Consider the following 26,547-nt stretch of genomic DNA (forward strand, 5'->3'; position numbering starts at 1 on the left):
AGGATACTGTTTATTTCTCTTATTGAAGCAAAATAGACTATGCTTTCCTGCCTAATTTTGATGTATATGCTTATTTGTTAGGCAGCCACATTGGCTTTTGTGCAACATTTCTACGCAGGAGCATGATCAAAATGGCGGACTACACGATCGGATACGGCGATGACGTCATCGACGGCACGCCCGGTGCGGACACTGTGACCGGCAACACCGGCGACAACGACCAGATCGACCTCGGCGGCGGCGACGACGTCGCGACCATCGATCAGATTGCCTATTTCGAATTCGTGGAGACCTATCCAGAGCAGTACGATTATTTCTTCAACTACCTGGACCCGGGCTTCCAGGGCGTCCTGGAAGGCGGCGCCGGACGGGACACGCTCAATCTCGGAATTCGTCTGGACCCCGGAGGGGACGCCGACGATGTGGATGGTTTTCTCTCGCTGCGCGACGCAAATCTCTCGGGTTTCGAGGTCCTGAACGTCGGATGGGAGACCGAAATATCGATCGCCCAGCTCGCCGGCTTTGACGAAATCGGCGGAACGCTGGCGTATTTCCGCTTGTTCGGGGCCGGCGGAGCGCTCGACCTGCAGGCAACGATGGCGACCGGCGAGGCGAACACCTACGATGCCCGCCACCTGACGTCCGCCCTGTATTTCACGGGGTCGGCCAGCCGCGATATCATCCTCGATAGCCCGTTCAGCGACCAGGTTGGAGGCGGCGGCGGGAGCGACATTTTCCACTATGGCAGCGGCGTGGATTATTTCGCCGGCGGCGCGGGCATCGACCGGGTCGTCATCGACCGCACCGGCGGCACTGCTTTCTCCTTCGTGGTCGTGGGCGGCGTCGCGACACTGGACAACGGATCCCGGTTCGTCGAGATCGAGAGCGTTTCGATCACCGGAAGCGCCTTCACGGACGATCTGTCCGGGGGAAGCCAAGGCGATGAGCTGATCGGCTCTTCCGGAGCCGATGTCTTGCACGGGCTCGGCGGCAGTGACTATCTCTACGGCGGGCACAGGACGAGCTACTACGACTCGACCTCCGATCCGACGGTCGACGAGCTTCATGGCGGCGACAGCGGGGACTTCATCTCGACGTCGGGCAACGATCTTGCCTTCGGCGACGCCGGGGATGATCACTTGCAGGGCTCCTTCGGCAACAACATCCTGCACGGCGGCGCCGGCGCCGATCTGATCGCCGTCTCGAACGATGACCAGGCGTATGGCGACGAAGGCGACGACCAGCTCCGCGGTGCCGGAACCAACTCGAAGCTCTACGGCGGAGCCGGCAACGACGAGGTGTACGTCGACGTGAGCGCTGCGGCAAGCTCCCGCAACGACCTCTATGGCGAGGAAGGCAACGATAGGTTGCATGGCTACGCGGCCCAGGAACGGCTGGATGGCGGGCGCGGCGCGGACGAGATGCAGGGCGGCCGCGGCAATGACACCTATGTGGTCGACCAACATGGCGACGTCGTCATCGAGGCTGCGAACGAAGGCATCGACACGGTCGAAATCCGCTACAGCTACATTCTCGGCGCCAATCTCGAAAACCTGCTGCTCACCGGCACGGCCGACGCCAACGGCTGGGGCAACGCCGCCGGCAATGTGCTGACCGGCAACGAAGGGAACAACCGCTTGAATGGTCTCGGCGGCGGCGACACGCTGACCGGGGGCAAGGGCGACGACGTCTATGTCGTCAATCATGTCTTCGATGAGGTCGTTGAAAGCAACGCCCAAGGGTCCGATACGGTGCTTTCCTCGGTCGACTACTGGCTCGGTACTGGCGTCGAGCATCTGACGCTGCTCGGATCGTCGGACCGAAGCGCCTCCGGCACCGCGGGCGCCAACCGCATCACCGGGAATGCCGGCGACAACCTCATCACCGGCATGGGAGGCGCGGACGCACTGAGGGGCAATCTCGGCGCCGACACGTTCCGCTACCTCGCTCTGTCGGACAGCCGGCAGGCCTCCGGCCTCGATCGCATCGACGATTTCGACCGGGCCGAGGGAGATCTCGTCGACCTAATCGCCATCGACGCGGACGAAGGGCAGATCCTCGACCAGAAGTTCGACGAGCTCATCGCCGAGGGCACCGCCTTCTCCTCCGCCGGACAGTACCGCTTTTCCGCCGTCACCGGCGGCTTCCTCGCCGAATTCAACGTGGACGGCGACGCCGACGCGGAGTTCGCCATCCGCTTTCTCGGTGCGACGGCGCCTGAGTCCAGCTGGTTCTTCCTGTAGTCGTTAGCCAAGGCGGTGGAACGCCCGTTCCACTACAACCCCAACTGGTTCGATCAATTCCACCAACTTCGTTGACACGCAAACGCGTTCCGAGAATAGTGGCGACACGTCTTGCACGCATGAAATAAATCTGCGCCGATAAACGGGTGAGCAAAAGCTCACCTTATTTCGTTCGGCTCAAGGGGAACGACAGAGAGCACCGCAAGCGGCCGTTTTGGCCATCACCAGTTCACAGGGCATGTCCGGGAGGAAAACGACATGAAAGTAAGTCTTTACAACCAGATGCTTCGCATGGGCGCCACACGGCGCGACGTGCTGAAGGGTGCCGCCAGCATGGCAGCCATCGCCGCCGCTTCGTCCGCCGGGCTCGGCGCACTGACCGGCGAGGCGTCGGCGCAGGATAATGTGCGCGCCGAAATCCTGAAGATTCCGGGCGTCGGCAAGGGTTCGCCCACCGACGCCGACTGGCAGAAGGTGGGCGAACTCTGCCTCGGCGCCACCAAGGCCAACGTCAAGGAAGGCGAGTTCGCCGGCGTCGAGCTCACCTTCATGGGGCTCAACAACCAGAACCTCCACAACTTCCTGTTCCGCGGCTTCCTGAAGCCGTGGGAAGCCTATACCGGCGCCAAGATCAACTGGATCGACCTCGCCCAGGCCGACTACAACGCCCGCCTGCAGCAGTCGATCGCCACCGGCACGGTCGACTTCGACGTCATCGAGATGGGCGCGCCGTTCGAGGGCGACACCGCCGGCAAGGGCCTGCTCGACGAGATGCCCGACTGGGTCGCGACCCAGATCGAAGCCGACGACCTCGTCAACTATCTGAAAGCGCCCGTCGGCACCTGGGACGGCAAGACCTACCGCATCACCATCGACGGCGACTGCCACACCTTCGCCTACCGAAAGGACTATTTCGGCGACGGTTCGCTCAGCGGCATGGCTGAAGTGCCGAAGCATTGGGAAGACTTCCCGGCATTGGCGACCGCGCTCGCCGGCAAGACCGATCCGCTCACCGGCGCACCGGCCTTTGGCTTCCTCGATCCGCTGAAGTACCAGTGGGGCGGTTTCGGCTTCTACTTCCTCGGGGACCGCGCCTCCGCCTATGCCAAGCATCCCGACGATCGGGCCTGGCTGTTCGACCCGGACACCATGAAGCCGCGCGTCAACAACCCGGCCTGGGTACAGGCGATCCAGGACGTGCTCGATCTCGTCAAGGCCAACGCCTATCCACCGGATCAGCTCAACGCCGACCCGAACGCCACGGCGTTCTCGCAGTTCCTCGGCGGCACGGGTGCGGCACTGTGCTGGTGGGGCGACGTCGGCTCCAACGCCCGCACCTCGGATACCTCCGTGGTCGGCGACGTGGTCGGCTTCTCGATCAACCCCGGCGCCAAGCGCGTCTACAACGCCAAGACCAGCGCCTGGGAGGAGAAGGAAAATTTCGCTCCGAACATGGCCTATATCGGCTGGGGCGTTTACGTGACCAGCCGCGTCTCGGCCGACGAGAAGAAACGCAAGGCCGCCTGGTCTGCCGCCGCTCATCTCGGCGGCAAGGACATCTCGCTGTGGACCGCCGCCTATCCGTCGGGCTTCCAGCCCTACCGCAACTCGCACTTCCAGTACGAGGAGTGGGAAGCGGCCGGTTATGACCGTGCCTTCGTCGAGGACTATCTGGGCTCGAACCTCGACAGCTACAATCACCCGAACGCCGCCATCGAACCGCGCATCCCCGGCATCTTCCAGTACTACTCGATTGCCGAGGACGAACTGGTGAAGGGCGTCAACGGCCAGTACAAATCGGCGCAGGAAACTGCCGACGCCATCGCCGCCGCCTGGGAGAAGATCACCGACCAGATCGGCCGCGAGAGCCAGATCAAGCTCTACAAGGCCTCGCTCGGCATGTAGCCCGGCCGAAAGGCCTGAATATCGTCCCGGCGGCCCTGCCGCCGGGCTTTTTTTGACCGGCAAGCCGGGATAGGCTTCCTCTCATCCGCCCTCTGGAACGACCGCGTGTCCGAACAAGCCACGGCAATCGCTGAGAACACGTCGCTGGGCGCCGCGCTCGACACCATCGCGCCCGGCCGCAGGAAACTCGGCCGCACCGTCATGGCGCTCGCCACGGCTGGCCTCGTCATCGTCGCCCTCCTCCAGATTCTCTACGCCGCCGGCGCCATCGGCTTCGGTTTCTCGACCTGGCGGCCGCTGCTCTACGCCTACATAGTGTGGGGCGTGGCCCTCGGCGTCGGCCAGGTGCTGACGCGCGGCGAGGAAGGCCACCGCGCGCTGTTCCTGCTGCCGGCAGTGCTGTTCACCGTCGCCATGGTGGTCTTCCCGACGCTGTTCGGCTTCTATATCGCCACGCTCGACTGGAATCTCAGCGGCACGCCGAAATTCGCCGGCCTCGACAATTTCTGGCAAATGCTGCGCGATCCGTTCTACAGCAACGCGCTGCTCAACATGGTATTCTACGTGCTGGCGGTGTTCGTCGAATATGTCATCGCCTTCGGCCTGGCGCTCCTGCTCAACGCTCAGATCCGTGCAAGAAAATTCTTCCGCGTCGTCTTCCTTCTGCCGCTGATGCTGTCGCCCGTGGCGGTGTCGTGGATGATCGGCAAGTCGCTGATGGAATACCGCTTCGGCCCGGCCGCCACGCTGGCGCGCAAGCTGGGATGGGACAATCCCGCCTTCTTCGCCAGCCCATGGACGGCGAAGATTTCGATCATGCTGCTGGATGCCTGGACCTTCATCCCCTTCCTGATGATCATGCTGCTCGCCGGCCTGCAGGCGATGCCGCGCGACGTGCTGGAAGCCGCCAAGGTCGACGGCGCCACCGCCTGGCAGACTTTTTGGGGCGTCACCTTCCCGCTGATGCTGCCGGTGTCGGTGACCGCGGTCATCCTGCGCATCATCTTCAAGCTGAAACTCGCCGACATCGTCATCACTGTCACCTCCGGCGGCCCCGGCGGGGCGACCGACACGGTCACCAGCTTCATCTTCCGCGAGTATCGAGATCGCTCCAATGTCGGCTACGGCACCATGCTCGCCATGGTCTATCTCGTCATCATCATCGTGTTCGTGACGCTTCTTTTAAAACTCGCGAACCGCTTCGTGCGGAATGTGACGTGATGGCGATGGAGATGAACCGTACCCCCACCCCTAACCCCTCCCCACAAGGGGGAGGGGAAAAACGCGGCGCTATCATCACCACTGTTGGCGCAACGGTCGCAGTATCCCCCTCCCCCTTGTGGGGAGGGGTTAGGGGTGGGGGTACTCCGCACACAAGATTCGAGATGGCCGCATGACCGCCGAAGCCATCGAACACGCCCCTTCCGAAGTCCGCTCTCCGGCTGCCTTCTTCACCAGCCGCGTCTTCATCTACGGCGCGTTGATTTTTTGGGCCTTCATTTGTCTTTTTCCGATCTACTGGACCATCACCACCTCGTTCAAGACGGCGCCCAACGTCACTCAGGGCCACCTCATCCCCTTTGTCGACTTCACGCCGGACTGGCGCGGCTGGCGTTCGCTCGGCCTGTCGCCCGACACGATCGGTGGTACCTCCACCGTGCGCGACGAATTCCTGAAGCGCTTCTTCAATTCGGTGATCACCTCGATCGGCGCCTCGGTGCTGGCGATCGTCATCGGCAGCCTGGCGGCCTACGGGCTCACTCGCTTCCGCTACAAGTTTTTGTGGATGAAGAACGAGGACATTTCCTTTTTCTTCCTGTCGCAACTGATCCTGCCGCCCGTCGTGCTCGCCCTGCCCTTCCTCGCGCTCTATAAGGGGCTCGGCCTGCTCGACACGAGGATCGGCCTGATCCTGCTCTACACGCTGGCAGTGCTGCCGATCGTCATCTGGATCATGCGCGACCAGTTCAATTCGATCCCTGTCGAACTGGAGGAAGCGGCACTCGTCGACGGCCTGTCGGTGTGGGGCGCGTTCTTCCAGATCGTGCTGCCCATAGCCCTGCCCGGCATGGTGGCGGCCTTCATCCTGTCGATGGTGCTGTGCTGGAACGAATATTTCTTCGCCGCCCTGCTCACCTCCACCAACGCCAATACCATCCCCGTGATGGTCGCCAGCCAGACGGGCTCGCAAGGCATCAACTGGTGGTCGATGGCGGCGCTCTCCACCGCGGCGATCGCCCCGCTGGCGATCATCGGCGTGTTGCTGGAACGCTATCTGATCAAGGGCATGACGGCGGGCGCGGTGAAGTAGCGTCAATCCGAGTCGGCTTCACTCTTCGCCGTCGGCCAGCAGATTGACCGGCACTTCCAGCACGCCAGCAAGCTTTAGCCAGAGCGCGACCGGTCCATCGCGCTTGCCGTTCTCGACGTCGGAAAGATAACCCTGCGCCACGCCCACCTTGTCGGCGAGCTGGCCCTGAGTCAGCCCGGCGCGTTTGCGGAAGAAGGCGAGCGGCGACGCGGCGCTGGCATAGGCGAGCGCCTCATCCGGCGAGAACCCTGGCGCGCGTCCGGCTCTATAGTCCGCCACCTCTCGGGTCCGCGCCGCCATATCACGCAGTTCCTCCAGTTCGGCGCGCGGCAAGATCGCCATCTCCTCGCCCTTCGGCGTCGTGAAATAGTGAACACTCATTCCGATATCCCTTCAATCATAGACGGAGCCGCGCGGGCCGATCCGGCTGACGATGATCTCGTCCTCAGTTTCCAGGAAGATCACCCGATAGTCGCCGACGCGCAACCGCTTCTCCTCGGAGCCGGCAAGCTGTTTTACATTGTTGGCGAGCGCCGCCGGCTCTGCTGCGTAAAGCCTGATCTTCTCGTCTATGCGTGCCGCATCCGAGCGATGCTTGCGCAACGCTTTTAATGCGGCGGCGAGATAGACGACGCGCTTCATAAGAGCGAATATCGCATAAAGCTATTTATTCACAAGGTCCTAAATCACACCTTGCGATAGAGAGCAAGTCCGGGCTGAAATAGGAAATATTTCCTTGATCTTTCTCGCCTCTCTGCTATTCTGTGTGGCGAATGGAGGCTGGAATGGACCGCGGCGAATACGAGGAGACGCTGAGGGGCATCGTTGCGACGCTGCTCCATCTGGCCGTTCTGGCTGAACTCCTTTGCGTTCTGCCGCTCCGGGTTCGCGTTATGGTGCTGACGCTGCTGCGGCCGGCCGAGGCCGTCGCGCGGGCGTTCGCTATCGAATTGGCCGGCGGCGCGATGGCCTTGCCTCCGGCCGCGCTCTGCGGGACCGATGGCGACGGCTGCGCCGAAGCTTTGCGGCTCGCCCGCTGCTTCCGCTTGCTGGCCTGCGTCTTCGGCGGCCTGCAGGGCTTTTTCGCCGGGTGGCGGCTGTTTCGCGGCAGGCCAGGCGGGCGTCTTTCGCAATGCGCGCCGGCGATGACAGGGCGAGGCCGCGCGATGAAGGCGCGGCGCGCAATGGTCTCTTGCGGGGCGGGACGCATCGATACGTCATGACCGCCGACCGTCCAGTTTAAAACGAGTTGAGAATTCGAACGCCATCCGCCGGGAGCGCTTGGCGGCAAGAGTCGTGGGTCTATGCCAACGGCGATCAAAGTCGACCGCCGTTGGCATCAGCCTCAGCCCTTCAACAAGGTCCGCAACCGGGCCAGTATCATCTCCACGCCCCTGGCTCCCACCTCGACGCTCGCCGCCTTGGCCGTCTCCGTGTACCAGCCCTTGTTGTCGCCGACCTTCGCCATATCAACAGCTTCCGGGCAAAGCGCCAGCATCAGCGAGGTCTCGCCCTCCCCGGCGTGGTCGAACGGGAATTTCCCGAACATTTCAGGCCCCATGAGCGAATGGACCTGCACCCAGTTGAACGGGTTCGCCCCCGCCGCATGGTCGGCATAATAATTGGCCGAGGCCTCATTGCCCCACCATCCCTCCCCATGCTCCTTCTCGAGGAAGCGAAAGATCGCCTGCCGTCCGCCCGTCTTGAACGCCAGATCGGTCGGCATGCCAGCCGCGAAATTCTCGGTCTGGTGATGGATGATGGCGTGGATGTTGCGGAAGCCGATGCGCAGCAGCGAGTAGAAGAAATCCTCGCCAAACGCCGCCAGCGCCTTGCCGCCGACCTGCACCGAGCCGTTGCCTTCCGGCTTCTCCACCGCGTAGCTCGCCGCGCCGTAATAAAAGGGCGGCAGGATGACCAGCGGCATCTCCTTTTCGATCAGATCGAGCGTCTTGATGACGGCCAGCGTGTCCATGCCGACGGCCATGTGCTCGCCATGATATTCGAGCACGCCGAGCGGCAGCGCCACCGGCCAGTTTTCGGCAATCGCCTGCCGGATCTGGTGCGGCAGCATCAGTTCGTAGCGCATGGCCAAGAGACCTTTCGAAATTCGTCAGGGCGAGGCGAAAATGGCGATTTCGAGAACCGGAGCGCAGCGTACTTTTGGGTACGTGAGCACCGGAAGCGCAGAAATCGCCATTTGCAGCCCGCCATCACGAATTTCCAAGGTCTCTTACTCCATGTTGGTATGGCGCGCCCGCATAGCTTCCGGCGAGGCGTTCACCAGCGCCTTCAGCTTCAGCACCATCACCTCGAACAGCACGAACAGCGCACCCTCGAAAGCCGAGCCCATCGGCAGCACCGAGGTTTTAGCCGCGCCCCGGTCGCTGGCCATGGTCTGCGCCGGGATCAGCAGCGTGAAATCCGCGAGTTTCGCCGCGCTGCCTTGCGGCTCTGCCGTCACCACAACCACCGTGGCGCCGGCATCCTTTGCCACCTTCATCAGCGTCAGCACCGTCGTCGTCTCGCCCGGGCCGGACGAAGCGAGGAAAACGTCGCCCTTGCCCAGCGGCGGCATGGTCATGTCGCCGACCACGCCAACCGGCATGCCGAGATGGAAAAGGCGCATGGCGAAGCCCCGCATCTGGAGCCCCTCGCGCCCGAGCCCATGCGTGCCGATGCGCCTCGCCTGCGCCAGCATCCTGCAGACCTGATCGACATCAGCCTCGTCCACGCGGCCCAGCACGGCTCCCAGTTCGTCGAGCGCTGTCTGGAACAATGTCGTCATGACAGTTCCGCCATCAGATCCTTGGTCTGACCGTAGATGCGCTTGAAGATCGAATATTGTTTTTCATAGACCTCGCGGAATTTCCCACGCGGCGAGATTTTTCGCGCCGTGGGATTCCACGATGCGATGTCGCTCTTCTTCACCGCCCCGATCGCCAGCGCGGCCAGGAAAGCGTCGCCGTAGCTTGCACCGAAGGAACGTTCGCGGACTGTTTGCGGCATGCCGGAAACGTCCGAGGTCGCCTGAATCCACACCGGATTCTTGGTGCCGCCGCCGACCGCGAGCAGTTTTTGCGGCGCTTCGCCGATCTCGCGGTAGGTCTCGAATATGCGGTTGGTGCCGTAGGCGATGCCTTCCACCGCCGCGCGGTAGAGGTCGCCGCGGTTGTGCGTCAGGTTCAACCCGAAAATCACGCCCTTGGCGTGCGAATCGTGGATGGGCGTCCGCTCGCCCGACAGATGCGGCAGCATGATCACGCCATTGGCGCCGGGCGGCGATTTTTCCGCCTCCTCAGTCAGCGTCCGGAAGGCGCTCTCGAAGGGCAAATCCTTCGCGAACTGGTCGCGAAACCAATGAGTCAGCGTGCCGCTGGTCGCCAGCCCCGACATGGAGGCGTGCTCGCCGGGAAACAGCCAGGGCGCGTACCAGAGCCGCCCGTCCTGGATGCGCCTTTGCGACAGCATGATGATGAAGATGGTCGAGCCGTACATCACCATCATGTCACCCGGCCTGGTCACGCCTACGCTGAGCGCCTCCGCGGCAGCGTCGATGGTCCCGGCGATCACCGGCGTGCCCGCCGCCAGCCCCGTCTCACGCGCGGCCTTCCTCGTCACCTGCCCGGCGATGTCGGTCGTCCACAGCACTTTCGGCAGCCGGTCGAGTTCGATGATGTCGGGCGCCAGTGCCGCACTCCAGCCCTTCACGTCGATCTCGTAAAGCGGCGAAAAATTCGCCGCCGAATAGTGGTCGACCACGCATTCGCCGGTCAGTTTTTGCACCAGATAGGTGGTCGAGGTGACGACTTTCGCCGCCTTATCATAGAGTTCCCTGCGGTTCTTCTTCAGCCACAGGATTTTCGGGCCGACCGACTGCGTGGTCAGCGCGTTGCCGCACCGGTCGAGGATTTTTGTCGCACCGATCCGCTTCGTAAGTTCCTCGATCTCGACCACGGCACGGTTGTCCACGCCGTAGAGCGCGGCGTTCGACAGCGCCTCGCCCTCGGCATCGACCGGCAGCATGCACGGGCCGATGGCGCTGGTGCCGATCGCCCGGATCGCCTTCGGGTCGATGCCGCTCTCGGCCAGCATCTTTTTCGAGATGAAGCAGAAGTCGCCCCACCAGTCCTGTTTCGGCCGGTGCTCCGCCCAGCCGGGCTGCGGCACCAGCATCTTGTGCGGCCGCGCCGCCGTGGCAACGACGTTGCCCGATCCGTCGACGATCGCGCCCTTGGATTCGAAGGTGCCGATGTCGATGCCGAGTGTGTAGCTCATCCGACGAAATCGTCCCGGTCCAGGCTGAAATCCTTGTCGATCGAAGAAATGCCCGCCACCAGCAGGCGCGTAAGCTGCTCCAGGTCGCCGAGATCGACCACTTCCAGCGACGAATGCGAGTAGCGCATGGGAAAACCGACATCGATCGACGCCACCCCGCCCTCGACGAGCTGCACATAGGACGAATCGGTCAGCGCGCCGGTATGGGCGCTGCGCTGCAGTGGGATGTCTTCCGCGCGGCTGGTCTTTTCGAACAGCGAAACCAGCGCCGGATGCGGGATGGTGCCGTTCAGCGTGCCGCGACCATGGAAGGAATAGAGGCTGATGCCCGGGCCGCCGCCCATGGTCACATTGCCGCGATAGGCCATGTCGGGCGTATCGGTGGCGAGCAGCAGGTCGAGCTGGATGCAGATGTCCGGCTTCAGCACCTGCGCCGCCGTCAGCGCGCCGCGCAGGTTGAATTCCTCTTGCACGGAAAAGACAAAATGCACGGTCGGCCGCTTCGCCGCCTCGCCCAACGCGCGGGCAACCTCGACGATCACCGCGCAGCCGGCGCGGTCGTCCACCGAGGTTCCGGCAATGCGCGTTTCGGAAAGCTCGATCACCTGCGGCCGGTAGACAATCGGCGTGCCTATCAGCACACCCGCGGCCTCCGCCTCGGCGCGGTTCGAAAAGCCGGCGTCGATATAGAGGTCCATATAGGGGACCACCTTGTATTTCTCGTCCGGCGTGGTGGCGTGGTGGCTCTTGTTGGCGATCAGGCCGGCGCGGTCCCTGCCCTCGCCGACGCAGATCGTCACCGCCTGCGACGGCAGCGCCCGCTCCGGCACGCCGCCCAGCCGCTCGACGCGGATGAAACCGTCGTTCTCGATCTTGCGCACGACGAAGCCGAGTTGATCCATATGGGTGAACAGCATGACATCAGGCGCGCCCGCTTCCCCCTCCAGCGTGGCGATCAAGTTGCCGAGCCGGTCGGTGCGAGTGGTCAGACCCAGCTTGCGCTGTTCGGCCGCCAGATACCGCCGCACACGCCCTTCGTGGCCGCTGAGGCCGGGGATCAGCATCAGCTCCGTAAGGAGCGTGCGGAGGCGGTCGCGCAGTTCGTCGTTCGATCCGGCCACCGCTGGCATCACTCACCCCTTGCGGCGCGTGCCAGCCGCATGAACTCCGCCGCGCGCTGCGGGTCGACCGCGTTCCAGGTATTGCCGTCGACCTTCAGCGACGAGCCGACGATGACGCCGTCGGCGATCTTCAGCACGTCGGCGATCGTCGCATGCTTGACGCCGGTGTTGGCCAGCACCGGCGTGGTCGGCAGCACTTTCTTGACCGCCTCCAGGTCGCTCATCGACGCCGCCTCGCCGGTGATCTGGCCGGACACCAGGATCGCGTCCGGAATGCTCGAAAACACCGCCGAGCGCGCCCGGTCGGGCAGCGAGCGCTGGTCGAGCGAATAGGCGAACTCCGCCGAGACGTTGTAGAGCAGCGCCAGGTCGGAGCGGTGCAGCCGGTCGCGATAGCGCATCGCCTTGCCGGCGTCCGGCGTCCACGGCCCCATGTCGGAGGCGTAGGTGCCGGTAAAGATCTCGCGCACGAAGGCAGCGCCCGTCGCCGCCGCCAGCGCCACCGACGCCATCGGGTCCCACAGAACGTTGACGCCGAATGGCACAGTGATTTTTTCGCGTATTTTTCCGATCACATAGGCCATGGTGGCTGTCGAGGCAGTGTCGACCTGGAATTCATAGGGCCGGTCGTTCTCGTTACCGAACATGACTGCGTCCACGCCCGCTTTCTGCAAGGCATCCAGATCCTTGGTCACGCCGTCGATCAGCGCGGCGAGCCCGCCCTTGGCGTCATAGAGCGGCGAGCCCGGCAGCGCGCCGAAATGCACCATGGCGATTACCGGCTTGCCGGCGCCGAAAACATTCCTGAATTTTTGGGTCACTCTTGCCTCGAACCGCTTGTTTCCGGCGCATGATTAGCAACCGGAAAAATGCCTGTCCAACGCTTCCACGGACTTTTGGTCGTACCAGACAGTTGCTAGTGTCCGCGCCGAATTCGCAGAGGAAACGTCTTATGAAAGTTCGGCATTTCGACCGGATCGGCAATGGCGGTCTGAATTTCACGGAACTCGGCTTCGGCACCGCGCCGCTCGGCAATCTTTTCCGTGCCATCTCGGAGGACGATGCGAATGCCGTGCTGGAAAAAGCCTGGGAAACCGGCGTCCGCTATTACGACACCGCGCCGCTCTACGGGCTCGGCCTCTCCGAAACCCGCCTCAACCGTTTCCTGCGCGGCAAGCGCCGCGACGATTATGTGCTGTCGACCAAGGTCGGCCGCCTCATGCGCGTGTCGAAACCGGAAGAGCGCACCGGCATCGGCAAATTCTTCGACACGCCGTCGCGCCGCGAGGTCTACGACTACAGTTTTGACGGCGTCATGCGCTCCATCGAATTCTCGCTGGAGCGGCTCGGTGTCGACCGCGTCGACATATTGTTCGCGCATGACCTCGACATCTTTACCCACGGCAGCAAGGAGGCGTCGGACGCGCGTATCGACGAGTTCATGCGCTCCGGCTACAGCGCTCTGATCTCGCTGCGCGACCAGGGCGTCATCAAGGCGATCGGCGGCGGCATCAATGAATGGCAGGTCGCCCAGACGCTCGCCGAACGCGGCGACTTCGATCTTTTTCTCCTCGCCGGGCGCTATACGCTGCTTGAACAGGAAGCGCTCGACAGCTTCCTGCCGCTCTGCGAAAAGCGCGGCATCGGCATCGTGCTCGGCGGCCCGTATAATTCCGGCATCCTCGCGACGGGAGCCAAGCCCGGCGCCTACTACAATTACGACGCGGCGCCTCAGGATATCCTCGACCGCGTCAACCGCATCGAGGCGGTCTGCAAGCGCCATGGGGTCAAGCTCATCGAAGCCGCGCTTCAGTTCCCACTCGCTCATCCGTCGGTGGTTTCTCTCATTCCTGGCGGCCAGTGGGTGGCTGAGGTCGAAGGCAACCGCACGATACTCGATGTCCAAATCCCCCCCGAACTTTGGGAGGACCTCAAGTCAGAGGGGCTGCTGCGGCAGGACGCGCCGACCGCCGGTTGACGCCGGGGACGTCTTTCATTTGTGGCCGCGCTGCGTTGCAATGACAGCGTAGCGGCGGCATGTTCGCCGCGGGAAATGTCAGGGACCGAACGCCGAAGATGCAACAGATTACCGATTGGGACGACGCCTACGCCAACCGCGCCTACATCAAGGATGCGAACATCATCGTCGACCAATGGCCGGTGGATGCGAAAGTGTTCCGCGACGAGCTTGAGCAGTCAGGCCGGATGCACGCCGACATCGCCTACGGCCCGCATCCGCGCAACCGGCTCGACCTGTTCCTGCCGGAGGGCAAACCCAAGGGGCTGGCCGTTATCGTCCATGGCGGTTACTGGATGCTGTTCGACGGCAAGACTTTTTCGCATCTGGCGAAAGGCGCGGTGGAACAAGGCTACGCGGTAGCCGTCCCTTCCTACGTGCTTTGCCCGAAGGCGCGGATCAGCGACATCACCGCGCAAATCGGTGATGCAATCGCGGTGGCCGCCGGCGAGATCGACGGGCCGATCCATTTGACCGGCCATTCGGCGGGCGGCCATCTGGTCTCGCGCATGGTTTCGGCCACATCGCCGCTGGCGCCCAACCTGTTGTCACGGCTGCGAAAAACCGTGTCGATTTCGGGCGTCCACGATTTGCGGCCGCTGATGAACACCAAGATGGTCGAGACGCTGAAACTCGACGCAGCGGAGGCAGAGCGCGAAAGCACGTCACTGCTGCAACCTCTCCCCGGAACGGAGATCACCTTCTGGGTCGGAGCGGACGAGCGCCCGGAATTCCTGCGTCAGACCCGCTTGATGCAGGATGCCTGGGGTGGCAATGCCAAGGTGGATATCGTCGTCGAGCCGGCAAAACATCATTTCAGCGTCATCGAAGGGTTGGCCGATCGCAACCACGCTCTGGTCCGATCGCTGCTTGCCCTGTAAGAAGGGCCGGATAGCCCTCCGGAGTTTCCATGCGAGCCGTCTTCGTCCAGCTTCAATGCACACCCGGCAAGACCTACGAGGTCGCCGGCGCGCTCTATGAGCGCGAGGTCGTATCGGAGCTCTATTCGACCAGCGGCGAATACGACCTGCTGATGAAGATCTATCTCGAGGACGAGGTCGACATCGGCAAATTCATCAACGAAAACATCGCCAATGTGCCGGGCATCGTCCGTTCTCTGACGACGCTGACTTTTACCGCATTCTGAACGGACCGCCTACGAGGCCGTCCTGACGGCAGCCCCGCGCTCGGCGCGCCGTGCCGCGATCTGGCGCATGGCGGCGACGCGGCGGCGGTGGATTTCGTTGCGCATCGCCATCAGATGCAGCGTGAAGAACAACACGGTGAAGCCGACCGCCATGACCAGCAGCGGCCACAACAGGCTCGGGTGGATGGTCGGGCCGTCGAGGCGCAGCACCGATGCCGGCTGGTGCAGCGTGTTCCACCATTCGACCGAAAATTTGATGATCGGGATGTTGATGAAGCCGACCAGCGTGATGATCGCGGCGGCGCGGGCCGAACGCGTGGGGTCGTCGAGCGCCCGGGTCAGCGAGATGATGCCGAGATACATCAGGAAAAGCACGAAGACCGAGGTCAGCCGGGCGTCCCAAACCCACCAGGTGCCCCACATCGGCTTGCCCCAGATCGAGCCGGTGACCAGCGCCAGCGCCGTGAAAATCGCACCTATCGGCGCCGCCGACTTGAGCGCGACGTCAGCCAGAGGATGACGCCAGACCAGCGTGCCCAGCGCCGAGATCGCCATCAGCGTGTAGCACATCATGGCCAGCCAGGCGAACGGCACGTGGATATACATGATCCGCACCGTGATGCCCTGCTGGTAGTCTTCTGGCGCGGTGAAGGAGAGGTAGAGGCCGACCGCCAGGACGATCGCCGAGACGGCGGCGAACCACGGCAGGAGGCGATCGGCGAGCGCCAGGAAGCGGGTGGGATTGGCGAGGTCCGCCCATCGTCCGGTCCGGGCAATCGTCTGGTTGCGTGTGGGGGTCTCGCTCATGGGACCTACATAAACCGCGCCGCCCACCGCCGCAACGCGGCGAAAGGTCGAAGCAGTTTCGTCGGAACGAGCCGAACCGGTTGCCGGCTCAGGCGGCCTCGTCCTTCACAGAGATGCGGCTCAGGCGACGGACCTCCTCGTCGTTGAGCAGGCCGCCGGCGCGCAGCAGCGCGGCAAAGCGGCCGTTGGTCGCCGACAGTTCGGCAAAGCCGCCCATCTCGATCACCCGGCCCTTGTCCATGAAGATCACCAGGTCGGCATCGCGGACGGTCGTCAGGCGGTGAGCGATGATGAAGGTCGTGCGGCCCTTGCGCAGCGCATCGATGGCGTCCTTGACGCGGGCTTCGGTCTCGACGTCCAACGCGCTGGTCGCCTCGTCGAGCACGAGGATCGGCGCGTTCTTGAGGATGGCGCGGGCGATCGCTACGCGCTGGCGCTCGCCACCGGAAAGCTGGCCGCCACGTTCGCCGACACGCGTGTCGTAGCCTTCACTCTTGGCGAGGATGAATTCCTGCGCGGCCGCGGCCTGGGCGGCGGCATGGATCTCGACGTTGTGCGCGCTTTCGCGGCCGATGCGGATATTGTCCTCGATCGAGCGATTGAACAGCCCGGCGTCCTGGAACACCGCGGCGATCGACTGGCGCAGCGAATGCTTGGTTACCGTGCGTATGTCGGTGCCGTCGATCAGGATGCGGCCTTCCTTCGGCGTGTGGACGCGCTGCAGCAGATTGATCAGCGTCGTCTTCCCGGCGCCGGTCGGGCCGACGATCGCCACCGTCTGGCCGGCCTTCACGTCGAACGACACGTCCTCGACGCCTTCACCCGTGTCGGGGAAGCAGAAGCTGACATCCTCGAAGCGCACATGCCCGTCGACATTCGGGAGTTCGGCAAGCCCCTCCGGTTCAGCGGCGAGGGTTGCTGCCTCCTCGAGGTCATAGAACGCCTCGAGCTTGGCGCGAGCCTCGAAAATCTGGTTGGCGAAGGCCGAGATCTGGTCGAGGCGGCTGATCAGCAGCGTTGCGAAGCCGGTGAAGGCAACGATGTCGCCGATGCGCAACTGCCCGCTCTGCACCAGGAGCGCGCCGATCAGAAGCACGACCATCATCGAGATGGTCGAGGCGAGACGGTGCATGGCGCTGGCCAGCGCCCACCAGTCAAGCACGGGGAACTGAGCGTCGAGCAGGCGGCGGGTATACATGCGCAGCGCCTCGGTCTCCTGCGAGACACGGTTGTAGCTCTGGAGCACCGAGACGTTGCTGACCGTGTCGGTCACATGCGAGACGACTTCGTGGAAATGGCCCTCGACGCGAGCCTGCCCGTCCTTGGTCTTGCGCATGACGAGGCGGCCGATGACAAGGTAGAGCGCGCCGAGCATGAGCAACACGCCCGACATGCGCAGATCCATCGACATGGCGGTCGGGATGAGCAACAGCAGCGCCACCGCCGTCGAAAGATGGGTGCGCATGAATTCCAGCCACAGGCTGAACAGCGTCTCGACCGCGCGCAGCAAGGTATGAAGGGCATTGGAGGTGCCGCGCTTCTGATGCCACGACAGCGGCATGGAGATCACGCGCTCGAAGGATTCGCACAGCACCGAAACGCGGCGCGCATGCGCAAGCCGGTCCGCGCCACGGGCGACAAGAACGAAGGCGACGATGTTGAAGGCGCCCAGGCCGGCCCACAGAGCCAGCGAATCGATCAGGTCGTCCTTGTCGGCGATCGCATCGATGATCTGGCCGAACAGCACCGGCTCGGCAATGGTGACGATGCCAAGCCCGACATTCGCCGCGCAGATCAGAGCGACCTTGTGTCTTTCCGCTGCGAGGTAACGGAGCGCCCGCCAGTAGACTTCAAACAAAGTCACGCGAATACCTCATACCTAAAACATTGTGCGTTGCAGCAATCCACAAGACGTATCGACTGCGGCCCCGCACTTCAATGCCCTCCTACACACCGGGTTCCCCGGTTTCGAACAAAAGATCGTAACGGTCTGCAACTTTTCGTGATCAGGTAACGGTTTGAGTTTTAAGGAAAAAAGGCACCGGTGCGGCGAAATCATGGCGAACGGTACCCAATTTGTGAACTCAGCTTCCCGTGCCTCGAAGCGGTATGACATTCGAGCGGCGGGCGCCTGTCTTGGCGCCGGCTATCCGAAAGCTTCCGTCCTTCAATTTCTTGCCGTTTACTTCGACTGTCGCCGCTTTCGCACCCTCCTCGCGTGAGACGCGGATACGATAGCTTTCGCCGTCAAGGACAAGGGTTGCGGAATAGCCTTTCCAGTCGCCGGGAATCGCAGGATTGACAATAACTTCGCTGCCCTTGCGGGTGATGCCGAGGATGCCCTCGACGGCAGCGCGATAGAGCCATCCGGCCGAGCCGGTATACCAGGTCCAGCCGCCACGGCCACCCTTGTCGTCGCTCGAATAGATGTCGGCCGCGACCACATAGGGCTCGACGCGGTAGCGCTCGGCGGCGCTTTCATCGGCCGCGTGGTTCACCGGATTGAGCATGCGGAAGCAGCGCCACGCATCGTCGGTCCGCCCCATTTTGGCCAGAGCGATGACAAACCAGGTCGAGGCGTGGGTGTACTGGCCGCCATTTTCGCGAACGCCCGGCGGATAGTTCTTTATGTAGCCGGGTTCCTTCTTCGTCTTCGAGAAGGCGGGGGTGAAGAGCTTGACGATGTCGAGTTCCGGATCGACCAGCCGTTCGAAGGCCGACTCCATCGCCTGTGCGGACCGCTTCGGATCGCCACCCGCGAGCACACTCCAGGATTGGGCGATCGAATCGATCTGGCATTCGTCGGATTTGTGCGATCCGAGCGGTGAGCCGTCGTCGTAGCTGCCGCGGCGATACCACGCGCCATCCCAGGCGGAATGTTCCAGCGCTTTCTTCAGCGCCTTTTCGTGGGCCTCCCATTTCGTGGCATGCGCCTCGTCCTTGCGTGCGCGCGCGATCGGCGCGAAGTCGCCGAGCGCCTTCAGCAGGAACCAGCCCAGCCAGACGCTCTCGCCCTTGCCATGCGCACCGACGCCGTTCATGCCGTCGTTCCAGTCGCCGCCGAGGATCAGCGGCAGGCCGCTCGGCGCCGACCGGGCGATGGCGAGGTCGAGCGCGCGGGCGCAATGCTCATAGAGCGTCGCCGTTTCGCGGGTCGGTTCCGGGGTGAAGAAGGCGTCATGCTCCCCTTCCTTAAGGGCAGGCCCCGAAATGAACGGGATCTTCGTGTCGAGGATAGTCCGGTCGCCCGTCACATCGATGAAATGCGCGGTTGCATAGGCCAGCCAGACGACATCGTCCGAAATCATGGTGCGGACGCCCGCGCCGCTGCGTGGCAGCCACCAATGCTGCACGTCGCCCTCCGTGAACTGACGGGCGGCGGCATTCAGGATCTGCTCATGCGCCAGATCCGGGTCATGTAGCATAAACGCCAGCGTGTCCTGAAGCTGGTCGCGGAAGCCAAAGGCGCCGCTCGCCTGGTAGAAGGCCGAGCGCGCGCGGATGCGGCAGGCAAGGCTCTGGTAGGGAAGCCAGTTGTTGACCATGGCGTCGAGCGCCTTGTCGGGCGTCTCGACCTGCAGAGTATCCAGGAAGCCGCGCCATGCCGCCTTGTTCTCGGCAAGGCGCTCGTCAAAATCCTTCGCGCGGTGGCGGACGACCAGGGCCGTGGCTTCCTGAGCCGAGCCGGCATCGCCCATCAGCCACAGCAGCGTCACTTCCGAGCCCGGTGCGATTTCGATGTCGCGGGCCATCGCCGCGCAGGGATCGACGCCCGCCTCGACCTTGCCCGAGAGCGTCTGTCCCGCCATGGCGGTCACCGGCCATTCGACCGAGCCTTCCGGCCCGAGGAATTCGCCACGGTCCGTCGTCAGTGAGTCCGCCTTGTCGTCGGACGCCAGAAAGGCAACGCGATCAGAGAAATCCAGGCTATACGGGTTGCGGGCGAGCAGCGCGCCGGTCTCGGCATCGAGCGACGGCACGATGTTCGGCGCCGAGAGCGCCCGGTTGTTGCCAAGCACCCATTCGGCATAGGCATAGACCGTGAATCTTGCCGCCAGCGAACCGGTGTTTCGCAGCTTGAGCCGGGCGAGTTTCACCGAATCCTTCGGATCGACGATCTGCGTCAGTTCGAGCGACACCGTTCCACGCGTGGCGAGGAAGGTGCTGACGCCCTGCCCGTGGCGAGCCTCGTAGGTAACCGCCGGATCGCGCGCGACGGCAGCGAAAGGCGAATAAAGTTTACGGCTGGCGTGGTCGTAGACGTAGAACGCCTCGCCCGGGCGGTTCGACACCGGATCGTTGGACCATGGCGTCAACTGGAAGTCGCGGCTGTTGCGGCTCCAGGTGAAGGACGCGCCTTCGGCAGAGGTGTGGAAGCCGAAGGATGCATTGGCGATGACGTTGATCCACGGCTGCGGCGTCGAGCGCGTGCCGGCCAGCCGCACGACATAGTTGCGTCCGCCGTCGGCGAAGCCGCCAAAGCCGTTCCACAGTTCCAGTCCCGATCCGTCTGCGGCGATGTTGCGCCGTTCGGCGAGCCGCGCGACCGGGCGGATATCCGCCACCGCTGTAGCCGGCGTCGCCGTAGCCGCCCCACTCGTATCGGCCACGACCCGCAGCGCGTCGCGTGCGGCGAGCGCCTCCGCCTCGGCGCGCTCGACCTGGTCGAAGACGGTGCCGTTGCGGGTGTGCAGCACGATGCGTGCCACCGCCAGCAGCGTCCGATAGGAGTCCTCGTCCATGAGGTCGCGCCTGACGGCAAAGATGTGCTGGCGGGGACCAAGTTCGCTGCCGCGTGCCCGGCTGTTCTCGCAGAGCGATTCGATCGCCTGCTGCAAATCCTGCACGTAGGACGCCGCCTGCTCGTTGAGGATCACCAGATCGGCGACCAGCCCCCTCGCCCGCATGTATTCCTGATAGCGAAGCGCCTGCGCGACGATCTCGAGGTCGGCGACATCGCCGATGCGCACCGTGAAGATCGGAAAATCGCCGGAGATCGCCATCGGCCACAGCGCCGACTGCTTGCCGAGGCCTGACGCAATCGTCTCTGGCGCAGTGCGCATAAAGGGGTCGGGATAGATCAGGTAGCGTGCCAGCCGCTGGACGTTGGCAGCATCGGCGAGGCTGAGGCCCATGTGGCGGGTCTGCACCTGCGAACGCGTCCACGACAGCATGGCCTGGCGCGCAAAGCTTTCGGGATGGTCGAGCAGGGCGACAACCGCGTCGATCTCGCCGCGGTTGGCGCCGACCACCGTCCAGAAGGTCAGTTGCACCTTCTTGTTAGCCGGAACGCGTACGCGCCTTCGCAGCGCCATCACCGGATCGAGCACGAAGCCTGCGCTTCCGCCGAGCGTCGCGCCATCGTCGAAGGCAGCAGGATCGGCGATGCTGCGCCCGCGGCCGATGAAGGCGCGCCGGTCGGTCTCGGCCTCGGTCTCGCGGGCGATGCCGAAGGCATCGGTGACGAAATGCGCGGCCTCGATTTCGGGGTCGTCGGGCGCTCGCTTGCCACGCCGCGCGAAGATTGCGTTGCCGCCGCGCCCGATCTCGGTCTCGACGAACATTTTCGAGAACAGCGGGTGCGCCACGTCGTTGGCGTCCGGCCCCAGCACGAACTCGGCGAAGGACGTCACCTCGATATGCCGGTCGACGTCGCCCTCATTGTAGATGCTGACCCTTCTCCCCTCGCCATTGCCTTCGGAAACGACGATGCACTCGACCTCCGAGCGCAGCGTGCCGACGGTCTTGACGAAGGTCGCCTTATCGTCGGTGAAATGGGCATAGACCTTCTCGCCCTCGGCGCGGCGCGGCTCGACGGTCGCCGACCACCAGTCGCTGGTTTCCACGTCTCGTAGGAAGATGAAAGTTCCGTCGCGATCCTCCGACGGATCGCCGCGCCACCGGGTGACGGCAAAATCCTGCCATCGGCTGTAGCCGGCGCCGAGAGCCGTGACCATGACCGAATAGCGGCCATTGGACATGACGTTGGTGGCTCGCAGCGCATGTGCCGGGTTGAGGATCATGCGGCTGTCGTTCATGGTCTCGTCCTCCTCGACGCCAACCTCGTCGTCGGCCTCGGTGCGCACCGTCGCCACCGGGATATGGCGCGGCGCCTTCTCCTGGAGCAGGAGTTCAGCAGCCTCGATGACCGGATCGCTGTGGAAACGGTCGCGCATCCGGCCTTCGAAGATGGCGTTGGCGACCGCCACGATCGACATGCCCTGATGGTGAGCATAATAATTGTAGACGACAGCGTGGTCGGTGCCTTCGGGCACGCGCTGCGGCGTGTAGTCCACGGCGTCGTGGAACCCGTAGCGGCCGAGCGCGCCGACCGCCCTCAGCCGTTCGAGGTTGCGCATGGCCTCGTGCGGCATGAACTGTGCCGCGAGGATCGTCGCATAGGGGGCGATCACCGTGTTCTGGGCGAGACCGCGCTTCAGGCCGAGACCAGGCACGCCGAAATTGGTGTACTGGTAGGTCATCTCGCGGTCGCGCGCATTGTAGGCGGCTTCCGAGATGCCCCACGGCACGCGTTTCTGGCGGCCATACTGGATCTGGCGGTGGACGATCAGCTTGTTGGTCTGGTTGAGGATGCCGCCCTGCGGCTCCTTCATCGCCAGCGGTGGCATCAGATATTCGAACATCGAGCCCGACCAGGACAGAAGTGCGCCCTGGAAGCCGATCTCGACGATCGGCCTGCCAAGCCGGAACCAGTGGTCGGTCTGGATGTCGCCCTTGGCGATGGCGAACAGACTGGTGAGGCGGGCCTCCGAGGCAAGCAGGTCGTAACAGGCCTCGTCGAGCTGATGCTGCTCAACGCGGTAACCGATCGACAGCAGCTTGCGATCTTGCCTGAGCAGGAACGAGAAATTCATCTCGAAAGCGAATTTGCGCGTGCGGTCGCGCAGTTCGATCAGTTTTGCACGTAGCGCCTCGACCGCGCGGTCGTCGCTGTGCGCGTCATGGACATGCGCCTCGCAGGTCGCCAGCAGCTTCTCGGCCCATTCGGCGAGAACCTCGCTCTTTTCCGAACCCACTTCGGCATGCATGGCGCCGGCGAGCTTGCGGATCTCGCCGGCCAGCACCGTCAGGTTGATGGTGCGGATCGAGGCCATCTCGGGCTGGCCCTTGATCGTCTCGACGGCGCGGCGCACGCCTTCTATGCGGTCGCGCAGGCGCTGGCGCAGCGGCCGCAGTTGCCGGCGATCGTCCGGCAGTTCGTCGAGGCTTTCCTCAAGGATGGTCACCGTATCGAGAAGCCCGTCGAACTCGCCTTGCAGATGGACCGACGGCGCCTCCGCCCATTCGTTGCAGGCGGCCGCGACCGCGACGAGGTGGCCGGCCAGATTGCCGCTATCGACCGCCGATATATAGAGCGGATAGAGCGGACGCAGCGTGTTGGTCTCGTACCAGTTGTAGAGGTGGCCCTTGAAGCGCTCCATGCCTTCGATCGTCGCCATCGTCTGGTCGATGCGGGTGACCGCCTCCGACAGGCTGATCCAGCCGAAGTCGCGCGCCGAGACGGTCGATAGCAGGTAGACGCCGATATTCGTCGGCGAGGTGCGCGGCGCCACCAGCGGCAGCGGCGTTTCCTGGAAATTGTCGGGCGGCAGGAAATGCTGCTCGGCCGTCACATGCGCCTCGAAATAGGCCCAGGTGCGGCGGGCGACGACCCGCAGCGCCTTGCGGTCCGATTTCGACACGCGCAATCGGTCCTCGGTCTCGGCCGAGCGGCTGATCAGCCAGGCGAAGGCCGGCGATCCCGCCCAGAAGATGGCGAAGAAGAAGGCGACAAAGGCCCCTGTCGAGTCGGCCATGACCGGGATCACCAGTCCGACGACAGCGATGATCACTGCGCCGTACATCATGCGATAGTAGGAAGTCAGCGAGTTGTCGCCGGACTTCTGTGCCTGCGAAGCGGTGCGCCACTCGAGCATGTGCTTGTGGCTGACGAACAGGCGGTAGAGCGTGCGGATGATCGCGTCGCCCATCATCCAGGCCGAATGCGCCATCAGCACGATCTTCAGCGCCACCATGGCGGTGCCAAAGACGGTATCCTGGAACAGCGCGTTGAAGTGGCCGCGCGCCGTCGCGTCAGTGTTCTTCGGAAGGATGGCGTCGACGATGTTGAATGTCGGAGCCATGAACAGGCTGAGGATCAGCAGAGCCTGCCATTGCGCGGCCTGCGTGAACGGCAGCAGAGCCCAGCCGGCGATCGTCGCCATCACCCAGAAGATCGGGGTGATCGAGCGCCTGAGATTGTCCACCATCTTCCAGCGCGACAGCGCCGGAACGCCGGAGGTCGGGTCCATGATAAAGCTGAGGAGCTGCCAGTCGCCCCGCGCCCAGCGATGGTGCCGGGAGGCGTCGACCGAATAGCGGGTCGGATAATCCTCCACCACCTCTACGTCGGTAACCAGTGCGCAACGGCTATAGGCGCCTTCAAGCAGATCGTGGCTGAGCACGGTGTTTTCGGGGATGCGCCCCCGCAGCGCCGCCTCGAAGGCGTCGACGTGATAGAGCCCCTTGCCGGTGAAGGTGCCTTCCCCGAAAACGTCCTGATAGAGGTCGGAGACGGTGAAGACGTAGGGGTCGAGGCCGCGATTGGCCGAGAAGACGCGCTGGAAGAACGAGGCCTCGTCGCCGGTGGTCAGCGAGGCGGTGACGCGCGGCTGCAGGATCGAATAGCCGTGGGTGACCTTGCCGGTCGTCGCGTCGAACTCCGGGCGGTTGAGCGGATGCGACAGCTTGCCGACCAGTTCGGTGACCACGTCGCGCGTCATCTTGGTGTCGGCGTCGAGCGTCATCACGTAGACAACGTCGTTCGGCAGCGGCTGCTCGGTCGGCAGGAAGGTGGTGTCGGCGTCGCCACGCAGCAGCATGTTCAACTCATGCAGCTTGCCGCGCTTGCGCTCCCATCCCATCCAGCAACCTTCCGACTCATTGAAGAGCCGGCGGCGATGCAGGATGTAGAATTTCGGCAGTCCCTCCGAGGGATAGCGCTCGTTCAGCAGCGCGATCTCTTCCCGGGCGTGTTCGAGGATCTCCAGATCGGCGGTGCTCTGCTCGGTATCGCTGTCCGGCCAGTCCGACAGCAGCGCGAAATGCAGCGCGCCTTTCATGTTGGCGAGATGATGAACTTCGAGCGTGCGTACCGCTTCCTCAACGTCGTCGCGCGAGTTGATCAACGACGGCACCACGACCAGCGTGCGCGCCCGGGACGGGATACCCTCCTTGAACTCGTAGCCCGGCAAGCGGGTGGGTTCGAGGAACAGCAGCACGACCGTGTTGAAGAAGGACATCGCGCCGTCGCTTGCCGGCACCGCGAACAGGATCAGCATCAGCGCGATCGCCCAACCCGGCAGGCCGATGCCCTCCAGCGCCATGCCGCTCGCGACAAGCAGCACCACGGTCAGGATAAAGACCGGCACGGCGATGCCCAGCCAGCCGGTGGAACGGAAAGCCCGCACCAGGCGGCGGCCGAAACCGGGCTTGTAGCCGATCGCCCTTTCCAGTTCGGGACGACGCTCGCCGACCAGGAAAAAGCCGACATCCGTGCCTTGCGGCGCGCCCTCATCGTCCAGGACATCGCCCGGCCGCGACGACATGCCGGCAAGCTCGGTCGCCCGCTTGGCAACCTCGAACTCTGACAGGTTGGAGCGGCGGGCCAGTTCCTCGATCTCGCCGCGATACTGGTTGCGCGATTCGAAATCGAGAGCGGCATAGTCGCCACGCTGGCGCAGCTGCTCGTCGATGCGGCTGACGCCCTCGAACCAGTCCGGCCAGTCGACATCGTTGATGAGGCGCAGGCCTCGAATGATGTTGCCAGCCGTGACGTTGCCGCTGGACAGCGTATGATGCTCGCCGAGCGTGATTTCTTCCGCGTCCGATCCGGACTTTTCCAGTTCCTCCTCGAGCCAGATCAGCGCTTCACCGGCATTGTGGGAGCCGTCGCGCAAGCGGTAGAGAAGCTGCGTCGCAAAGGTGGTGTCGCGGGCATGCGCCGCGTAGCCCGACATGATCTTGCGCCGGTCCTCGCCGTCGCCGGAGGCCAGAACCCGGTCGGCGACGTCATTTGCGATGTGCCGCATCTCGCGCGCCCGCTTGACGCGGACTGCGATGCGGCGAAGGTTCTCGACCAGCACGAAGCGCAGCAGCGACGGCAGCGCCCACAACTCGCCGATACGGAACGGCTCCACGCTCTGGTAGCCGTCGACCAGGGCCTTCAGCATCTGCGACGACACGGCGCTGTCGGAATGCGCCACATAGGCCCAGGCAACTGCCAGGGCGCGCGGTACCTCGCCGCCGCCCGGCACCTTCATCGACGGAAGTTGCCTGTAAAAGCGTCGCGGCAGATCGCGCTTGATCTGGAAAATCGTCTCCTCGACCAGATAATTGTTGTCGAGCAGCCATTGCGCGGCAGGCGTTATCGGCTCGCCCCGCGCCTGCGCGGCGTTGGTCGAGCGATAGGTCTCCAGAATCTTGGCCGCGTTCTCGCGGTGCCGCGCCTGAAAGTCGAATTCCTTCAACCCGTAGAGGCTCTCAATCTCGTTGCGGGCAAGGCTTGCGCCCAGCGCCCGCAAACGGTCCTCCTGAAGGAAGGTCGATCGGATGGGCTGCTCAGCTTCGGCAGGAAACAGCAAGGTCGCAGTCTGGGTGGCTTCGGGCCGAGCCTGAATATTCATGAAACGACAGATTCCAGGGTACAGACAGGGAGG

General features: G+C 63.8%; 18 protein-coding genes. 8 read left to right on the forward strand and 10 right to left on the reverse strand.

Going from position 1 to position 26,547, the window contains the following annotated elements; all coding sequences use genetic code 11:
* Nucleotides 1-131: 131 nt before the first annotated feature.
* From ACH196_RS06085 to ACH196_RS06100, 4 genes are all read left to right on the forward strand, one after another.
* The gene (locus ACH196_RS06085; protein ID WP_396645798.1) at nucleotides 132-2,243 is read left to right on the forward strand and encodes a calcium-binding protein; all 2,112 of its coding nucleotides are present in this window, start codon (nucleotides 132-134) and stop codon (nucleotides 2,241-2,243) included.
* Nucleotides 2,244-2,501: 258 nt separating this feature from the next.
* Nucleotides 2,502-4,148, forward strand: coding sequence for an extracellular solute-binding protein (locus ACH196_RS06090; protein WP_396645800.1), 1,647 nt, complete (start codon nucleotides 2,502-2,504; stop codon nucleotides 4,146-4,148).
* A gap of 201 nt (nucleotides 4,149-4,349) precedes the next feature.
* Nucleotides 4,350-5,369 carry a carbohydrate ABC transporter permease gene (locus ACH196_RS06095; RefSeq protein WP_396645996.1) on the forward strand — a complete coding sequence of 340 codons (1,020 nt, stop codon included), beginning with the start codon at nucleotides 4,350-4,352 and terminating at the stop codon, nucleotides 5,367-5,369.
* A 172-nt stretch (nucleotides 5,370-5,541) separates the two neighbouring features.
* A complete protein-coding gene (locus ACH196_RS06100; RefSeq protein ID WP_396645802.1) occupies nucleotides 5,542-6,459 on the forward strand; it encodes a carbohydrate ABC transporter permease in 918 nt (305 codons plus the stop codon).
* An 18-nt stretch (nucleotides 6,460-6,477) separates the two neighbouring features.
* Here the strand turns inward: ACH196_RS06100 and ACH196_RS06105 are convergent, their stop codons facing one another.
* Both ACH196_RS06105 and ACH196_RS06110 read right to left on the reverse strand, forming a co-directional pair.
* Entirely contained in the window at nucleotides 6,478-6,840 is a 363-nt protein-coding gene (locus tag ACH196_RS06105; RefSeq protein WP_396645804.1) for a helix-turn-helix transcriptional regulator, read from the reverse strand.
* A gap of 12 nt (nucleotides 6,841-6,852) precedes the next feature.
* Complete coding sequence (locus tag ACH196_RS06110; RefSeq protein ID WP_396645806.1) at nucleotides 6,853-7,101, reverse strand: type II toxin-antitoxin system RelE/ParE family toxin; 249 nt, start codon at nucleotides 7,099-7,101, stop codon at nucleotides 6,853-6,855.
* A gap of 143 nt (nucleotides 7,102-7,244) precedes the next feature.
* Here ACH196_RS06110 and ACH196_RS06115 point away from each other — a divergent pair, with 143 nt between their 5' ends.
* A complete protein-coding gene (locus ACH196_RS06115) occupies nucleotides 7,245-7,682 on the forward strand; it encodes a hypothetical protein (protein ID WP_396645807.1) in 438 nt (145 codons plus the stop codon).
* A 122-nt stretch (nucleotides 7,683-7,804) separates the two neighbouring features.
* Here ACH196_RS06115 and ACH196_RS06120 read toward each other — a convergent pair whose 3' ends face one another.
* From ACH196_RS06120 to ACH196_RS06140, 5 genes are all read right to left on the reverse strand, one after another.
* Nucleotides 7,805-8,548: a creatininase family protein gene (locus ACH196_RS06120; protein WP_396645997.1), complete on the reverse strand. Its 744-nt coding sequence runs from the start codon at nucleotides 8,546-8,548 to the stop codon at nucleotides 7,805-7,807.
* Nucleotides 8,549-8,692: 144 nt separating this feature from the next.
* Nucleotides 8,693-9,247, reverse strand: a complete 555-nt coding sequence (locus tag ACH196_RS06125) for an SIS domain-containing protein (protein WP_396645808.1) — start codon at nucleotides 9,245-9,247, stop codon at nucleotides 8,693-8,695.
* Nucleotides 9,244-10,737 carry an FGGY-family carbohydrate kinase gene (locus ACH196_RS06130; protein WP_396645809.1) on the reverse strand — a complete coding sequence of 498 codons (1,494 nt, stop codon included), beginning with the start codon at nucleotides 10,735-10,737 and terminating at the stop codon, nucleotides 9,244-9,246. The genes ACH196_RS06125 and ACH196_RS06130 overlap by 4 nt, the downstream gene beginning before the upstream one ends.
* Entirely contained in the window at nucleotides 10,734-11,867 is a 1,134-nt protein-coding gene (locus tag ACH196_RS06135; protein WP_396645810.1) for a M42 family metallopeptidase, read from the reverse strand. The genes ACH196_RS06130 and ACH196_RS06135 overlap by 4 nt, the downstream gene beginning before the upstream one ends.
* A complete protein-coding gene (locus ACH196_RS06140) occupies nucleotides 11,867-12,679 on the reverse strand; it encodes a BtpA/SgcQ family protein (protein ID WP_396645811.1) in 813 nt (270 codons plus the stop codon). The genes ACH196_RS06135 and ACH196_RS06140 overlap by 1 nt, the downstream gene beginning before the upstream one ends.
* 131 nt (nucleotides 12,680-12,810) lie before the next feature.
* On the opposite strand from ACH196_RS06140, the gene ACH196_RS06145 reads away from it, so the two are divergent.
* The 3 genes from ACH196_RS06145 to ACH196_RS06155 all read left to right on the forward strand — a co-directional run bounded on the left by ACH196_RS06145 (nucleotide 12,811) and on the right by ACH196_RS06155 (nucleotide 15,022).
* Nucleotides 12,811-13,836 (forward strand): aldo/keto reductase, encoded by a 1,026-nt coding sequence (locus ACH196_RS06145; RefSeq protein ID WP_396645813.1) that lies wholly within the window; start codon nucleotides 12,811-12,813, stop codon nucleotides 13,834-13,836.
* Nucleotides 13,837-13,934: 98 nt separating this feature from the next.
* Entirely contained in the window at nucleotides 13,935-14,756 is an 822-nt protein-coding gene (locus ACH196_RS06150) for an alpha/beta hydrolase (protein WP_396645815.1), read from the forward strand.
* Between the two features lie 29 nt (nucleotides 14,757-14,785).
* A complete protein-coding gene (locus ACH196_RS06155) occupies nucleotides 14,786-15,022 on the forward strand; it encodes an Lrp/AsnC ligand binding domain-containing protein (protein WP_349006819.1) in 237 nt (78 codons plus the stop codon).
* Nucleotides 15,023-15,031: 9 nt separating this feature from the next.
* Here the strand turns inward: ACH196_RS06155 and ACH196_RS06160 are convergent, their stop codons facing one another.
* The 3 genes from ACH196_RS06160 to ACH196_RS06170 all read right to left on the reverse strand — a co-directional run bounded on the left by ACH196_RS06160 (nucleotide 15,032) and on the right by ACH196_RS06170 (nucleotide 26,514).
* Complete coding sequence (locus ACH196_RS06160; RefSeq protein WP_396645817.1) at nucleotides 15,032-15,829, reverse strand: heme ABC transporter permease; 798 nt, start codon at nucleotides 15,827-15,829, stop codon at nucleotides 15,032-15,034.
* 88 nt (nucleotides 15,830-15,917) lie between these two features.
* Nucleotides 15,918-17,693 carry a glucan ABC transporter ATP-binding protein/ permease gene (locus ACH196_RS06165; protein ID WP_396645818.1) on the reverse strand — a complete coding sequence of 592 codons (1,776 nt, stop codon included), beginning with the start codon at nucleotides 17,691-17,693 and terminating at the stop codon, nucleotides 15,918-15,920.
* 220 nt (nucleotides 17,694-17,913) lie between these two features.
* Entirely contained in the window at nucleotides 17,914-26,514 is an 8,601-nt protein-coding gene (locus ACH196_RS06170; RefSeq protein ID WP_396645820.1) for a GH36-type glycosyl hydrolase domain-containing protein, read from the reverse strand.
* Nucleotides 26,515-26,547 lie beyond the last annotated feature (33 nt).

The organism is Mesorhizobium sp. IMUNJ 23232, assembly GCF_044326205.1.
Taxonomy (GTDB): domain Bacteria; phylum Pseudomonadota; class Alphaproteobacteria; order Rhizobiales; family Rhizobiaceae; genus Kumtagia.